We start from the raw sequence: 12,954 nt of genomic DNA, 5'->3' as shown, positions 1-12,954 counted from the left end.
CCCCGGCGAAGTGCTGGCGCGTATTCCGGTTGAAGGCCAGAAAACCCGCGACATCACCGGCGGTCTGCCGCGTGTGGCCGAGTTGTTCGAAGCCCGCTCGCCCAAAGACAAGGGTGTGCTGGCCGAAATGACCGGTACCATTTCTTTCGGCAAGGAAACCAAGGGCAAAATCCGCCTGCAAATCACCGACCTCGAAGGCAAGGTCTGGGAAGAGCTGGTGCCCAAGGAAAAGAACATGCTGGTGCACGAAGGCCAGATCGTCAACAAGGGCGAAGTGGTGGTGGACGGCCCGGCCGACCCGCAGGACATTCTGCGTCTGCTGGGCGCCGAAGAACTGGCGCGCTACATCGTCGACGAAGTGCAGGACGTTTACCGCCTGCAGGGCGTGAAGATCAACGACAAGCACATTGAGGTGATCGTGCGCCAGATGCTGCGCCGTGTGGTGGTCGAGGCCGCGGGGGACTCCAACTACATCAATGGCGAGCAGGTGGAGCGCTCGGAAATGCTCAATACCAACGACGCCCTGCGCGCCGACGGCAAAATCCCGGCGGTCTTCACCAACCTGTTGCTGGGCATCACCAAGGCCTCGCTGTCCACCGACAGCTTCATCAGCGCGGCTTCCTTCCAGGAAACCACCCGCGTGCTGACCGAAGCCGCCATCATGGGCAAGCGCGACGGCCTGCGTGGCTTGAAGGAAAACGTGATTGTGGGTCGTCTGATTCCGGCCGGCACCGGCATGGCCTACCACGAAGCCCGCAAGGTGCGTGAAAACATGGACGAGTCCGAGCGTCGCGCCATTGCCGAGACGGAAGCCGCTGAACTGGCGCTGGCCAGTGAGCAGGACCAGGACGAAGGCGCTGACGGCAAGTAATTGACCGACCCTTGGAGAGCGCCTCACGCCCCGAGTTTTGGGGTCTGAGGCGTTTTTTTTGACACCTCATGAACACGCATTCCCAGACTCCCCTGTGGCGGCAACTGCAGGCCACCGCCAAAGTGCTGCAAATGATACTGGGCGGCACTTCCGGCACGGCAGCGGTGAGCGCAGTCGATGCCTCGCTGCGCCCGGGGGTGCAGGCGCTCAGCTTTGCGGTGCTGCGGTCTTTGGGGCGGGCCCAGGCGTTGCGCGGCATGCTGGCGCCGCGCAGGCCCGCTGCGCCCGTGGATGCCCTGTTGTGCACCGCACTGGCGCTGCTGTCGCAGGAGGCTGACGCGCCCTACGACGCCTTTACGCTGGTCAATCAGACGGTCGAGGCGGCAAAAAAGACCCCAAAATTGACGGCCCAGGCCGGCTTTATCAATGCCTGTCTGCGCCGGTTTTTGCGTGAGCAGACTGACTTGCTGGCGCAAGCGGCGCAGCATCCGGTGGCGCGCTGGAACCACCCCGACTGGTGGCTGGCACAGATGCAGGTCGAGTGGCCGGCGCAATGGCAAGCCATTCTGGCGGCCAACAATGCGCAGGCACCGATGGTGTTGCGCGTCAACACCCGGCGCATCAGCGTGGCTGACTACCTTAAAAAGCTTGAAGCAGCGGGCTTGGCCGGCCAGCCGTCGGGGTTGGCGGGTGTGGTGTTGCAGCAGGCCAGTGCGGTGCAGCAGATCCCGGGTTTTGACGACGGACTGGTGTCGGTGCAGGACAGTGCGGCGCAATGGGCCGCGCCCTTGCTGTTGACCGGCCTGCAAGGCCAGGCACCCTTGCAGGTGCTCGATGCCTGCGCCGCACCCGGCGGCAAAACGGCGCATTTGCTCGAATTCGCCGACGTTCAGGTCACCGCGCTCGACATCGACCCCCAGCGCTGCCAGCGCATTCACCAAAACTTGCAGCGGCTGGGCTTGAGCGCACAGGTGCTGGCGGCGGATGCGGCCGACCTGCCATCTTGGTGGCAGGGCCAAAGTTTCGATGCAATTTTGCTCGACGCGCCCTGTTCAGGCTCCGGCGTGGTCCGCCGCCACCCCGACATCCGCTGGCTGCGCCGCGCCACTGACATTGCGCAACTGGCACGGCAGCAGGCCCGCTTGCTGGCAGTGCTGTGGCCTTTGCTCAAGCCCGGTGGCCGGTTGCTGTACTGCACTTGTTCGGTCTTCCAGGCCGAAGGGCAGCATCAGATCAGGGCGTTTCTTGGCAGCAACAGCAATGCCACATTATTGCCCTCGCCCGGGCATTTGTTGCCAGACCAGGTCGTGCAATGGCCGGGTGTCGTTGACAATCCAACCCGTGAACATGATGGTTTTTATTACGCGTTGCTTGAAAAATATGCTGCCTAGATTGCTGCTGGGCTGGCTGGTCACGGTTGTGCTGGGCTTAAGCATGGCGCTGGCGCAGACGTCGACTGCTGACGCACCCTCGCCACTGCTGCGGCTGGAGCGTGCGGACAATGCGCTGTGGCTTTCCACCCAGCTTGAGTTTGAGCTGTCGCCGGCGGTGATCGATGCGCTGCACAAAGGCATCCCCATTTTTTTTGTGGCGGAAGCAGAAGTGATGCGGGAGCGCTGGTATTGGACCAATAAAAAAGTTGCCACGGCCAAGCGCCAATTCAGGCTGGCTTACCAGCCCTTGACGCGCCAGTGGCGGCTCAACATCATTTCGGGCGAGAGCATTGAGCCCGCTTTGGGTCTGGCGCTTAACCAGAATTTTGAGTCATGGAGCGATGCCCTCCAGTCGGTGCATCGCATTTCCCGCTGGAAGATTGCCGATGCGTCCGACCTTGCCGCTGGCGCCCGGCACCGGGTTGAGTTTCGCTTCAGGCTGGATCTGGCCCAATTGCCCCGGCCCCTGCAAATTGGCACCCTGGGTCAGTCGGACTGGTCCGTGGAACTGAGCCAAGAGCAATTGCTTGACGCTGAATAGACCAAATGACGCTACCCACAAGCACGACGGGCCCGTCCGGGAGGCACTCCAGGACGGTTCGCTGGCTGTTGGGCCTGGGCCTGGTGGTGATGGTGGCCGTGGGTCTGGTGCTGCTTTTTTTGCTGACCCAGGCCACCACCAACCGCGACCTGTACGAGCAAAACTATGCCCGTCTGTTTGCCGTCAATGTGGTGGTGGCGTCGTTGCTGCTGGTGGTTATTGTCTGGATCGCCGTGCGCCTGATCCGGCGCCTGGTGCAGAAGAAATTTGGCAGTCGTTTGCTGGTCAAGCTGGCCGCCATCTTTGCCCTGGCAGGTTTTGCCCCGGGCATGCTGATTTATGTGGTGTCGTACCAGTTTGTCACCCGTTCCATCGAAAGCTGGTTTGACGTCAAGGTAGAGGGCGCCCTGGAGGCTGGTCTCAACTTGGGCCGCACCACCCTGGAGGCTTTGTCGGCCGACCTGGCGGCCAAGGCGCGCGCTGGCGCCGCCAATCTCTCGGACACGCCCGACACCAGTGCCGCTTTGCCGCTGGAGCGTGCGCGCGATGCCATGGGCGCTGATGACCTGATTTTGTGGGGCGCGTCGGGGCGCCTGATTGCGGCTGCAGGTCAAACGCGCTACCAGCTCAATCCGGAGCTGCCCGGTGCCCAACAATTTCGGGCGGCAAGGGCGCAAAGTGTCATCACCTGGATCGATGGGCTGGATGATGCCGTGGCGGGCTCAGGCGCCCAGGCACGCATCAAGGCACTGGCCATCGTCACCAGCGATCAATTGGGCTCATTCAATGAGCCGCGCTACCTGCTGGCCACCAAGGCACTGCCCGACACGCTGGTGGCCAACGCCCTGGCGGTGACCCAGGCCAACCGCGAATACCAGGAGCGGGCGCTGGCACGCGACGGCCTGCGCCGCATGTACATTGGCACGCTCACCCTGAGTTTGTTCCTGGCGGTATTCGGGGCCGTGCTGCTGGCCGTGCTCATTGGCAACCAGCTGGCCCGGCCCTTGTTGCTGCTGGCCGATGGCGTGCGCCAGGTGGCTGCCGGAGACCTGTCGCCCAAATCCTACCTGCGCGGCAGTGACGAACTCGATGACCTGACCCGCTCCTTCTCCCAGATGACGCAACAGCTCGCCGATGCGCGCCAGGCGGTGCAGACCAGCATGGCGCAGGTGAGCGCGGCGCACGCCAATCTGCAAACCATTCTTGACAACCTCACCGCCGGCGTCATGGTGCTGGACGCCAAGGGGCGGATCTTCGCGTCCAATCCTGGCGCCACCCGGATTTTGCGGGTGCCGCTGGCCGCGCACGAAGGCCAGGTGCTGGCCGAAATCGAAGGGCTGCAGACCTTTGGTCAGCAGGTGCAGGAACAGTTTGACAACTTCTTTGGTGTCCACGCTGAACGCACCCTTGACCATTGGCAGCAGTCATTTGAGATTGGTGGCCTTGGCCAGGCCCAGAGCGGACGCCCGGCCAACGACGTGATTACCCTGGTAACGCGCGGCGCGGCCCTGCCGGGGTTGCAGCGGTTGCTGGTGTTTGACGACATTTCGGAAATCGTTTCGGCCCAGCGCGCGCAGGCCTGGGGCGAGGTGGCCCGGCGCCTGGCGCATGAAATCAAAAACCCGCTCACCCCGATTCAGCTGTCAGCCGAGCGGCTGGAGATGAAGCTCACCGGTAAATTGGGCGCGACGGAACAAGCCATGCTGACCAAATCGGTCAAGACGATTGTCGATCAGGTCGATGCCATGAAACGCCTGGTGAATGAATTCCGCGATTACGCGCGCTTGCCAGCGGCAGAACTCAAGCCGGTCAACCTCAATGATCTGGTGGCCGATGTGCTGCACCTGTACGCCAACGAACTGGAGCAGGTGCCGATCGTCACGGAGCTTGATGCGCGCTGCCCCAACATCATGGGCGATGCCCAGCAATTGCGGCAGGTGCTGCACAACCTGCTGCAAAACGCGCAGGATGCCACCCTGAGCGCCGGTCATGCGGATGCCGCGCACGCGGTGCAAATAAAAACCCAGTGGCAGGCCAGCGCCCGACGCGTGCGCCTGCTGGTGTTGGACTGTGGCACCGGTTTTCCGGACTACATTTTGAAACGGGCGTTTGAGCCCTATGTCACCACCAAGGACAAAGGCACCGGACTGGGCTTGGCGGTGGTGAAGAAAATTGCCGACGAGCACGCAAGTCGGGTGACCATTTCGAACCGCACGGAAAACGATCGGATCCTCGGCGCGCAAGTGTCGTTATCATTCGCTATCGAGCAAGGTCCAAACGCTCCGACAATTTGATGCAACATGAATAAGATCCTTTTCAAGGGAACCACAAGAATATGGCTAACATTTTGGTAGTGGACGACGAACTGGGTATTCGCGATCTGCTGTGTGAAATCCTCAACGATGAAGGTCATACCGTCGAGTTGGCCGAAAACGCCGCTCAGGCCCGCGCGGCCCGTTTGCGCGAAGCGCCCGACCTGGTCCTGCTCGACATCTGGATGCCCGACACCGACGGCGTCACTTTGCTCAAGGAATGGTCCACCTCGGGCGCCCTGACCATGCCCGTGATCATGATGAGCGGCCATGCCACCATCGACACCGCCGTGGAAGCCACGCGCATAGGCGCCCTGGCTTTTCTGGAAAAACCGATCACCCTGCAAAAATTGCTTAAGGCCGTCGAACAGGGTCTGACCCGCGGCGCGCTGCGCAAATTGACACAGTCGATGCCTTCGATGGGCATGAGCAAAGGAACGGTGGCCGTGGCCGACATGCCCGTCAGTGCCGCTGAGATGGCGCCAGAACCAGCCCTGCAGGTAAACCAGAGTTTCATGCTCGACAAGCCGTTGCGCGAAGGTCGCGATGAATACGAAAAAGCCTATTTTGAGTTTCACCTGATCAAGGAAAACGGCTCCATGACCCGTGTCGCAGAAAAGACCGGACTGGAGCGCACCCACCTGTACCGCAAGCTCAAGCAACTTGGGGTTGATCTGACACGCAAGCGTGGTTGAAAAATCGAACTGGCAGCCCAGAATCCGGCCGCAGCACTGCTAGAATACTGCGCTTAGGCCTGGTAGCTCAGTCGGTAGAGCAGAGGATTGAAAATCCTTGTGTCGGTGGTTCGATTCCGCCCCGGGCCACCAGAAAATCTCTATGTTGATCAACAGGTTGGCAGATGAGTACCAAGAAAGCGGCTCCTCAAAAAAGCCGCTTTTTTTGTTTTCTGCAGCAGTTTCTGCAACTCACGGTGAGTTTTGAATGCGGTGGCAGTGGTTGTGATTGCCCAAAGGTGCGCGCCAGCGAGGCGGGCGCCAGCCCCAGCCAATCCCGTCACAGTGTTTTTGTCTTGGCGGGCACCCGGCCAAGTGCGGTCAGCCAGTGATGGTCATGCGCTGACCAGGGCAACTTCCACCAGGCAGTCATAAAACGTCGGGCCGTGGCCCAGGTCAGTCAGGTTCTGGCTGGTAAGCTGGTTCACGTTGGTGCCGTTGAGCCCCATTTTTCGCCACCAGACACCCAGCCCGTTGACCACACCCGCCCTGGCCCGGGCGCTGATGCGGGCGCGGCAATGGTAGCTACCCCGGTCGTTAAAAACGCGCACCGTGTCGCCATCGGCAATGCCGCGCGCAGTCGCATCGTCCGGGTGTATTTCCAGCAGCGGTTCGCCTTCAGTGTCTTGCAGGCTTTTGACGTTGACGAAGCTTGAATTCAGGAAATTGCGCGCCGGCGGTGAGATCATCGCCAGCGGGTAGGCCGCCGAGCTGTGCGCCGTCTCATGGTTGGGCACATGGTCAGGCAGGCCGTCCAGGCCTTGCGCTGCCAACCGTTGGCTGAAAAACTCGCACTTGCCGGAAGGCGTCGGAAAGTTGCCCTGGGCAAAAGGTGCTTCCGGCGTGTCCAAGGTGGCAAAGCCGTTGGCCAGCAGGGCATCAAAGCTGACCGCATCGCCATAGGCCTGGCGGCACAGCGCTTCGTCGCTGTCCTGCAAACAGGGTTCGGTCAAGCCCATGTGTTGGGCCAGTTCCCGAAAAATTTGCGTGTTGGGTTTGGCTTCACCTACGGGGGGAATCGCCGGACGGTTCAGCAGCGCGTCGGTGTGGCCATAAGCGCTGTGCACATCCCAATGCTCCAGTTGGGTGGTGGCGGGCAGGATGTAGTCGGCGTAGTCGGCGGTGTCGGTCTGAAAGTGCTCCAGCACCACGGTGAACAAGTCCTCGCGGGCAAAACCTTGCACCACTTTGGCGGACTCCGGGGCGATGGCCACTGGGTTACTGTTGTAGACGATGACCGCCGCTATCGCCGGACCAAACCCGGGGCTGCTCGGGCGCAGCAGATCATTGCCAATGGTGGCCATGTTGATGGTGCGAGGGTTGCGCCCGGCCAGCAAGTCGGGCCGCTGCAGTGCCGCCCGTTGCACCGGGAAAGCCCCCGAGCTTGACAGCAGCACGCCACCGGCGCGCGTGCGCCAGGCGCCAATGAGGGCGGGCAGGCAGGCGATCAGGCGCACCGCGTTGGCACCACCATGCACGCGTTGCAGGCCGTAGTTCATGCGAATGGCAGCCTTTTGGCCGTTGTGGGCGCAGGCGCCGTAGGCTTGGGCCAGGCCGCGGATTTGCCCCGGAGCGATACCGCAGACGGCCGCGGCGCGTTCAGGGGGCCATTGCAGGGCCCTTTCCTTCAACGCGTCCCAGCCCAAGGTGTGGCGTTGCAGATAGTCGTGGTCAAGCCAGTCGTTCTTGATCAGCTCATGCATCAGGCCCAGCGCCAGCGCGCCGTCGGTGCCCGGCAACAGGGCGATATGTTCATGGCATTTTTCGGCGGTCTCAGACTTGCGCGGGTCGATGCAGATGAGCTTGGCGCCGCGCCGCTTGGCGTCGTTGGCATAACGCCAGAAGTGCAGGTTGCTGGTGATCGAGTTGCTGCCCCAGATCAAGATGACATCCGACTCTGCAAAAAACTCGACCCGCATGCCGACCTTGCCACCCAGCGTGTGCACCAGGCCTTCGCCGCCAGCGGCGGCACAGATGGTGCGCTCCAGCAGCGAGGCGCCCAGCGTGTTGAAAAAGCGCGCAGCAATGCTTTCGCCCTGCACCAGCCCCATGGTGCCAGCGTAGCTGTAGGGCAGGATGGCCTGCGGGTCGCGCGCGGCAATGGCTTTCAGGCGGGTTGCAATGTCGCTCAGGGCCGCGTTCCAGCTGACGCGTTCAAACTGCCCGCTGCCCTTGGGGCCAATGCGTTTCAGGGGGTGCAAAATGCGCTCGGGGTGGTAGGTGCGCTCGGTGTAGCGCGACACCTTGGTGCACAGGCTGCCTGCGGTCTGCGGGTGCGCCGGGTTGCCCTGCACCTTGATGGCGATGCCGTCTTGCACCGTGGTCAATATCGAGCAAGTGTCGGGACAATCGTGCGGGCAGGCGCCCAGAATCTGGGAGAGCGCCGGGGGGTGCGGAGATGTCTGATTCATGAGCAAGCGGTCAAATCAAACAGTATAGGCCGGCAAAAGCCATACGCCGCTGGGCGGCATCCTCTTCAGCCGGCCGTCGAGAGCGCGGACGGTGGGAGAATTCACGGCGTTATCATTTCATGCACAGATATCCCCAATGCCGCCCATGAGCCTCACTGACACGCCCTTCCTGCCGGAACTCCGGAGGCGCCTTGATCGGCACCCGCTTTATGCATCAGTGCGCACAATCAAAGACCTGCGTTGCTTCATGGAGCATCATGTGTATGCCGTGTGGGACTTCATGTCGCTGGTCAAATTTTTGCAAGGCGCAGTAGCGCCGGTGTCTGTGCCATGGCTGCCCACCGGAAACGCGCGCTCCACCCTGGTGCAGCGGTTCATCAACGAAATCGTGCTGGGCGAGGAGACTGATGAGGGATTGCCCGATGCCAAGGGGAATCCCTCATTCATTAGTCATTTCGACCTCTACCTGGGGGCGATGGAAGAGGTGGGTGCCGACACCCGGCCGGTGCGTGCCTTTCTGAAGGCCGTCAAGAAAAAAGGCCTTGCAGCAGCGCTTTCGAGGAGCGACATCCCGGAACCGTCACGCCGCTTCATGGCGACGACCTTTGATCTTCTTGACACCCAGAAAGCGCATCTGGTTGGCGCGGCCTTTGCCATGGGACGCGAACAGGTTATTCCCGGCATGTTCAGGGCGCTGCTGGCAGACATGGGCATCAGCAAAAAAAGGGCGCCACTGTTTCACTACTACCTTGAACGTCACATCCACCTTGACGATGAGTTGCATGGCCCTCTCTCGCTTCAATTGTTGACGCAACTCTGCGGCGATAGCGCCAGCAAAAAGAAGGCTGCTGACAAGGCCGCCCGTCAAGCGATTGAAGCACGAATCACATTTTGGGATGGTGTGCGCAGCAGCCTGCCCCCGGCCTCGAAAAAACACAAGCCTTAGCCACCGCGCCAACACGGTTCATCAATCAGTCTGAAATTGAGCAATCATGAAAATCATTGATGCCATCCTCACCCAGGCGCCTGCTCTGGCAGTCCTTCGACGTGACCTGCACGCCCACCCCGAGCTGTGCTTCAAAGAACAACGCACATCCGACCTGGTGGCTGAAAAACTGACCGATTGGGGCATCCCCATTCAACGCGGCCTGGGCACCACCGGCGTGGTCGGCATCGTCAAAAGCGGCACCTCCAGCCGGGCCATTGGCTTGCGCGCCGACATGGACGCGCTGCCCATGCAAGAGGCAAACACCTTCGCCCACGCCAGTACCCAGCCTGGCAAGATGCACGCCTGTGGTCATGATGGCCACACCGCCATGCTGCTGGCGGCAGCGCAATACCTGGCCACGCACCGCAGTTTTGATGGCACGGTGTACCTGATTTTTCAGCCGGCCGAAGAAGGCGGCGGTGGAGCGCGCGAGATGATCAAGGACGGCCTGTTCGACAAATTTCCGATGGACGCGGTGTTTGGCATGCACAACTGGCCCGGCTTGCAGTTGGGCCAGTTTGCCGCCAGCGCCGGCCCGGTGATGGCCAGCAGCAACGAGTTCAAGATCACCATTCACGGAAAGGGCGGCCACGCCGCCATGCCGCACAACGCCCTCGACCCGGTGCCGGTCGCCTGCCAGTTGGTGCAGTCGTTCCAGACCATCATCAGCCGCAACTTGAAACCCATCGACGCGGGCGTGATTTCGGTCACCATGATCCACACCGGCGAGGCCACCAACGTCATTCCCAACACCTGCGAGCTGCAGGGCACGGTGCGCACCTTTTCAATTGAGGTGCTGGATAAGATCGAGCAGCGCATGCGGGTGATGACCGAGCACCTGTGTGCGGCATCAGGCTTGCGCGCCGACTTTGAATTCAAGCGCAACTACCCGCCCACCATCAACAGCGCGGCGGAAGCCGACTTTGCGCGCCAGGTGATGGCCGGCATTGTGGGCGATGGCAACGTGCAGGCGCAGGAGCCCACCATGGGCGCCGAAGACTTTTCCTTTATGCTGCAAGCCAAGCCCGGTTGTTATGTCTTTATTGCCAATGGCGACGGCGACCACCGCGACATCGGCCATGGCGGCGGGCCGTGCATGTTGCACAACCCAAGCTACGACTTCAATGACGAGTTGTTGCCGCTGGGGGCGACTTACTGGGTGCGCTTGGCCGAGGCATGGCTAAAACTCCCGTAGGCGTGGCGCCATGTGGGAGCGGCGCCCTCGCCGCGATTGCATTCAATAGCCTTCGGCCCGATTAGCAAAACCGGTGCGCCGCCATCTCCAGCAGCCCGTCAAACAGCAGGTTGTCGACCAAGTCAAAGGGCACCGACATGCTGGGTGCCATTTTCCAGGCGGCGCCGCCGGTCATGATGCAGCGCGGCTCTTCGCCGCAGTGGGCGCGCAGGTGCTGCACCATGCGCTCCACCGCGCCAGCTATGGCATAGGTGCCGCCGCTGGTCAGGGCGTCGCTGGTGTTGGTCGGAAATTCGCACACATTGCCGGTGGGCACATGCAAGCCGGCCGTGCCGGACTCCAGGGCGCGCAGCATGATGCCGTGGCCGGGCAGGATGAGTCCGCCCAAAAATTTGCCATGGGTGTCAATCGCATCCACCGTGACCGCTGTGCCCACCATCACCACCACCAGTGGCCGCGCCGGGCCCTGCGCCAGATTGCGGTGCCAGGCCCCGATCATGGCCACCCAGCGGTCGGCTCCCAGGCGCGCGGGGTGGTCGTAACCATTGCTCAGGCCGGCCTCAAAGCTGCTGGCCACGACCCAGTTGGCGGAAACCTCCCACAGCTCCATTTGTTCCTCGACCCGGCGCTTGATGGCGTCGCCTGCCACAGTGCAGCCCAGCATGCGCGTCGGATGGGGCAGGCCGCCCCAGTCGCCGCTGGCCAGGCGGTCGATGTTTTCCAGAAACTCGACACCTTGTGCCAGCAGGGCGGCGTTGCGCTGCGGGGAACTGTGCAACGCCCATTTCAAACGGGTGTTGCCGACATCAATGGCCAGAAAAGTCATGGTGCCATTATCAGCTCTGGCGCCACGGCAGGCCGCTCAAACGCCAGCCACCGAGGCGACCGCGCTGGGCATGACCGTCGGGGTCGCCTTCAAAACCTTCCAGTATGTTGTAAGCCTCCAGCCCCAGTTCGGTGGCGCGTTTGGCGGCAGCAATGGAGCGCACGCCGCTGCGGCACAGCAGCACCACCTTTTTGCCGGCAGGCACTGCGGCCAGCAGTTCGGCATCAAAATTGGGGTTGCTCACCATGCCGGGCCATTGCTTCCAGGCCACAGCCAGGGCATCCGGCACAAAGCCGACCCAGGCACGCTCGGCGTCCGAGCGCACATCCACCAGCACGGCCTCGTCACTTTGCACCCAGCGCCAGGCCAGCGCGGGGCTGATGTCGCCCGCGTAACCGCGGACGGGCTGCACCTGCAGGCTGTTGGCGGCGTGCGCGTCGTGGCGCAGGCCGCCATGCAGGTTGGCGGGCACGGCCTCGGCAATGCGCTTGGGCGGCGGCAGGTGCAGCGCGTCCATGATGGCGACAAATTCTTCCTGCGATTTGCCGGCGACCCGGGCATTACCGGCTTTCTCGGCGCCAATGGTGGAGCTCGTCTTGCCCTGGTAGTCATGGCCCGGCCATACCGTGGTGTCGTCGGGCAGCTTGAACAGCACCTGGGTCAGGCTGTGGTACAGGGCCACGGCGCTGCCCGATTGAAAGTCGGTGCGCCCGCAGCCGTTGATCAGCAGCGTGTCGCCGGTGAACACATGGCCGCGCCAGACAAAACACATGCTGCCGGCGGTGTGGCCGGGGGTGTGCAGGGCCCGAATTTGCTCGGCGCCAAAGTTCAGCGTGTCGCCGTCGTCAAGCTGCACCGCCGCGGTGGTGATGCCGCAGCCCGCCGGCGCGGCGGTTTTGGCGCCTGCCAGCTCCGCAAGTTGCCCGGCGCTGGTGATGTGGTCGGCGTGGGCATGGGTTTCCAGCGACCACACCAGCTTGAGGCCGTAGTCGCGCAGCACCTGCAAGTCGCGCTCAAGTTGGGTGTCCACCGGGTCGATGATGATGGCCTCGCGGCTGGTGCTGTCAAACAGCACGTAGGTGTAGGTGCTGGAGGCGGTGTCAAAGAGCTGAATCGGGTTCATGGTGTTTGGATTGAACAGTGTGACAAAGCTGAACTGTAACGCGGGGCGCCAATTCGGTACTAAAAAGTCGCGACATTTTGAGGGTTAACCCTTTTCGTCGAAGGACAACTTCGGCGCACCATATTTGGAACCAGAGAACTAATTTTGACGACGCGATTGAAAAAATTTATATTTCGGTTTTAAAAAAATCGCAGGTGATATCCGGGTTTTCACTGATCACCTTGATTCTGGCTGCCCGCATAATTCTTAAGCCAGCAGTAATTTTCTATCTTAAAAGTTGGAGACAAACACATGACACAAATGCAACATGACCTTCCCGCAACGGTGACCGACGCGCCTGAAGCCAGCCGCCGCCGTTTCTTCGGCAAAGCCGCCACCGCTGCCGTGGCTGTGCCTTTGGCCGGCTTCCCCATGATCGCCGTGGCCCAGGCCCCCATCGTGTTCAAGATGCAAGGTTCCTGGGGTGCCAACGAAATTTTCAGCGAGATGGCGCAGCAATACGTCACCCGTGTCAATGAAA

Annotated in this window: 9 protein-coding genes, 1 tRNA gene and 3 pseudogenes; 9 read left to right on the top strand and 4 right to left on the bottom strand. The window is 61.8% G+C overall.

The annotated features are described in order from the left end of the window. From GPS82_RS10500 to GPS82_RS10475, 6 genes and pseudogenes are all read left to right on the top strand, one after another. Positions 1-871, top strand: a pseudogene (locus tag GPS82_RS10500) (DNA-directed RNA polymerase subunit beta'); the annotation flags it as partial. 68 nt (positions 872-939) lie between these two features. Then, positions 940-2,262 (top strand): 16S rRNA (cytosine(967)-C(5))-methyltransferase RsmB, encoded by a 1,323-nt coding sequence (gene rsmB, locus GPS82_RS10495; RefSeq protein ID WP_296494313.1) that lies wholly within the window; start codon positions 940-942, stop codon positions 2,260-2,262. Further along, positions 2,252-2,845: a DUF4390 domain-containing protein gene (locus GPS82_RS10490; protein WP_296494312.1), complete on the top strand. Its 594-nt coding sequence runs from the start codon at positions 2,252-2,254 to the stop codon at positions 2,843-2,845. The genes rsmB and GPS82_RS10490 overlap by 11 nt, the downstream gene beginning before the upstream one ends. 5 nt (positions 2,846-2,850) lie before the next feature. Further along, complete coding sequence (locus tag GPS82_RS10485) at positions 2,851-5,139, top strand: ATP-binding protein (RefSeq protein ID WP_296494310.1); 2,289 nt, start codon at positions 2,851-2,853, stop codon at positions 5,137-5,139. Between the two features lie 41 nt (positions 5,140-5,180). Further along, the gene (locus GPS82_RS10480) at positions 5,181-5,852 is read left to right on the top strand and encodes a response regulator (protein WP_296494307.1); all 672 of its coding nucleotides are present in this window, start codon (positions 5,181-5,183) and stop codon (positions 5,850-5,852) included. 56 nt (positions 5,853-5,908) lie between these two features. After that, positions 5,909-5,984, top strand: a tRNA-Phe gene (locus GPS82_RS10475). Positions 5,985-6,226: 242 nt separating this feature from the next. Here GPS82_RS10475 and GPS82_RS10470 read toward each other — a convergent pair. Beyond that, complete coding sequence (locus GPS82_RS10470) at positions 6,227-8,302, bottom strand: molybdopterin oxidoreductase family protein (protein WP_296494304.1); 2,076 nt, start codon at positions 8,300-8,302, stop codon at positions 6,227-6,229. Between the two features lie 136 nt (positions 8,303-8,438). On the opposite strand from GPS82_RS10470, the gene GPS82_RS10465 reads away from it, so the two are divergent. Then, positions 8,439-9,248 (top strand): DUF3050 domain-containing protein, encoded by an 810-nt coding sequence (locus GPS82_RS10465; protein WP_363717465.1) that lies wholly within the window; start codon positions 8,439-8,441, stop codon positions 9,246-9,248. 46 nt (positions 9,249-9,294) lie between these two features. Then, on the top strand, positions 9,295-10,485 hold the full coding sequence (locus GPS82_RS10460; protein WP_296494298.1) for a M20 aminoacylase family protein: 1,191 nt from the start codon (positions 9,295-9,297) through the stop codon (positions 10,483-10,485). Positions 10,486-10,546: 61 nt separating this feature from the next. Here the strand turns inward: GPS82_RS10460 and GPS82_RS10455 are convergent, their stop codons facing one another. From GPS82_RS10455 to GPS82_RS10445, 3 genes and pseudogenes are all read right to left on the bottom strand, one after another. Then, positions 10,547-11,311, bottom strand: coding sequence for a type III pantothenate kinase (locus tag GPS82_RS10455; RefSeq protein WP_296494295.1), 765 nt, complete (start codon positions 11,309-11,311; stop codon positions 10,547-10,549). Between the two features lie 10 nt (positions 11,312-11,321). Beyond that, positions 11,322-11,759, bottom strand: a complete 438-nt coding sequence (locus GPS82_RS10450) for a rhodanese-like domain-containing protein (RefSeq protein WP_296494315.1) — start codon at positions 11,757-11,759, stop codon at positions 11,322-11,324. Further along, positions 11,754-12,434 (bottom strand): annotated as a pseudogene (locus GPS82_RS10445) (MBL fold metallo-hydrolase); the annotation flags it as partial. The gene GPS82_RS10450 and the pseudogene GPS82_RS10445, both read right to left, overlap by 6 nt. Before the next feature lie 291 nt (positions 12,435-12,725). Between GPS82_RS10445 and GPS82_RS10440 the strand changes: the two are divergent. Continuing rightward, positions 12,726-12,954, top strand: a pseudogene (locus GPS82_RS10440) (C4-dicarboxylate ABC transporter); the annotation flags it as partial.

It is taken from the genome of Rhodoferax sp. (assembly GCF_011391645.1).
In the GTDB taxonomy this organism is placed as follows: domain Bacteria; phylum Pseudomonadota; class Gammaproteobacteria; order Burkholderiales; family Burkholderiaceae_C; genus Rhodoferax.
The sequence above is the reverse complement of the archived record's forward strand: the minus strand, read 5'-3'. Positions and strand labels throughout refer to the sequence as shown.

Bases quoted from the DNA above. Each gene is read 5' to 3' on its own strand.
- rsmB (WP_296494313.1), top strand. From the start codon at position 940: ATGAACACGCATTCCCAGACTCCCCTGTGGCGGCAACTGCAGGCCACC.
- GPS82_RS10490 (WP_296494312.1), top strand. From the start codon at position 2,252: ATGCTGCCTAGATTGCTGCTGGGCTGGCTGGTCACGGTTGTGCTGGGC.
- GPS82_RS10485 (WP_296494310.1), top strand. From the start codon at position 2,851: ATGACGCTACCCACAAGCACGACGGGCCCGTCCGGGAGGCACTCCAGG.
- GPS82_RS10480 (WP_296494307.1), top strand. From the start codon at position 5,181: ATGGCTAACATTTTGGTAGTGGACGACGAACTGGGTATTCGCGATCTG.
- GPS82_RS10470 (WP_296494304.1), bottom strand. From the start codon at position 8,302: ATGAATCAGACATCTCCGCACCCCCCGGCGCTCTCCCAGATTCTGGGC.
- GPS82_RS10465 (WP_363717465.1), top strand. From the start codon at position 8,439: ATGCCGCCCATGAGCCTCACTGACACGCCCTTCCTGCCGGAACTCCGG.
- GPS82_RS10460 (WP_296494298.1), top strand. From the start codon at position 9,295: ATGAAAATCATTGATGCCATCCTCACCCAGGCGCCTGCTCTGGCAGTC.
- GPS82_RS10455 (WP_296494295.1), bottom strand. From the start codon at position 11,311: ATGACTTTTCTGGCCATTGATGTCGGCAACACCCGTTTGAAATGGGCG.